Below are 1760 nucleotides of genomic sequence, written 5' to 3'. Positions count from 1 at the left end.
TCTGGTCCATGACCAGAATCAGCGATTAAACCAGTCCGAACCTTTCGTGCCTCTGCGATGAGCGCATGACCTACAGCATTGGCCTCTTCGTTGAGTTCCCTGTAGATAAGGGTTCTGTCAACTGCAACAAGCGCAACCTTATCAGGATTCTTTTCGGCACTGTCCTGAAGCAGTCTGTATGCCGGCTTCTCTTTGACTGTGAACTTTGTATCATGAAGATTGAGAATGTCTTTTTTATCCTCTTCAGAAACAAGTTCGATATCTCCGATAGTCTCCTTTTCTATAAATCCGGAAACAATTCTGTCAAATAATTTCAAAAAACCATTAATGGTGTAACTGCTGTAGACATTTGGATCAATAGCAGCCTTATACACTATTTTGTTTCCTATCAGATATACATCCACATCAAAAGGAGCCATCGTCTGAGACAATGGTAATTCTATCTCTTTTGACGGATATCCTCCTATCGTCATAGAACCTGATTCTTCTCCCTGAAAAGCAAAGAGGATATCTGCACCTATTCCGTATGCTTTACTTATCTCTGCAAAACTGTAGATGTCATTTGCCATTGCTGATAAAAGATAATTCTGGCACTTCTTTAGGGTGTCTCTGACTGAATCCTCTGCTATAAATTCTAGACGAACAGGCATAGTCTTTACAAACATGGAGATACTGTTTTCCACTCTTGAATCATTTCTGCCATTGTAAATCGTCGAGAAAATTACTTCCTCAGAAGCAGTATAGGTTTGCAGTGCCATGCCAAACGCTGCTGTAAAAAAAGCATTTAGTGAAACTCCGTTTTTAATACAACAATCGCGTACTTCATCTGCATTCTTTTCACCGGTATATTCAGAGTACTCTATCTTACTTTCTGTAAATTTTCCATCCTTAACAGGCATCGTTTCTCCGCCACACCCCAAAAAGACAGAATCATAAAATGCTTTGGCCTTACCATGCCTGTCTGTCTTTAGAGCCACTTCTTCATCCAGTGCAGCCTCATATCCCGTGTACTTCTCCACCGGCACATTTTCTCCGCTGTATGCACGATTTATATCATCACGCAAGACAGACAAAGACCATCCATCAAAGACAATGTGATGAATATCCACAAAGAAATATTTTCCTTTTGCTGTGTCAAAAAGTTCCACTCTAAACAATCTTTTACCTGCAGTAAGATCAAATGGATAAACCAAATCATCAAGCTCAGGCATGACGTCTTTAATCTGAATGTCAAAAACTTCAGGTTGGTTTCTAACAGCCCTTATAACTCCATTCTCATCACACAATGTCATAAACAGATATGGATGTGCAAGAAATGTTTTGATTATGGCATCGCGAAGTCTTTCTAAATCTACATTAGGATCCAAGCTGTACAAAATCGGTATGTTATAGACAGTGGTTCCTTCATAAACTTCACTGTCTACATATATGCCCATCTGAGTCTTTGTAAGCGGATAGCTTTCTCTCAGCTCATAAGATACTGTATTTTCTCCTGAATCTCTCTTTTCATTCACAAGTGCTTCTATGCTCTTTACATTTTTGCACTCAAATATCTCAGCTACCTTGATGTTCACATCAAATGCATCTGATAAAAGTGAGCATAACTTAATACAGCCTATGGAGGACAGTCCCACCATAAACAGATCTGTAGTTATGCCTGTCTTTTCTGTTCCGATTACTTCTTTTGCTATGTCGAGGATCTTTTCCTGCATCTCATTCTCTGCAGGGACTATCTCTTCTATGGTCACTTCGATCACAGG

General features: G+C 39.7%; 1 protein-coding gene. It reads right to left on the bottom strand.

Annotation, left to right across the window (positions count from 1 at the left end):
- On the bottom strand, positions 1 to 1760 hold a 1760-nt coding region (locus tag G625_RS20260; protein ID WP_044933034.1), incomplete at both ends, for a condensation domain-containing protein.

The organism is Oribacterium sp. NK2B42 (assembly GCF_000424445.1).
In the GTDB taxonomy this organism is placed as follows: Bacteria; Bacillota; Clostridia; order Lachnospirales; family Lachnospiraceae; genus Oribacterium.
The sequence above is the reverse complement of the archived record's forward strand: the minus strand, read 5'-3'. Positions and strand labels throughout refer to the sequence as shown.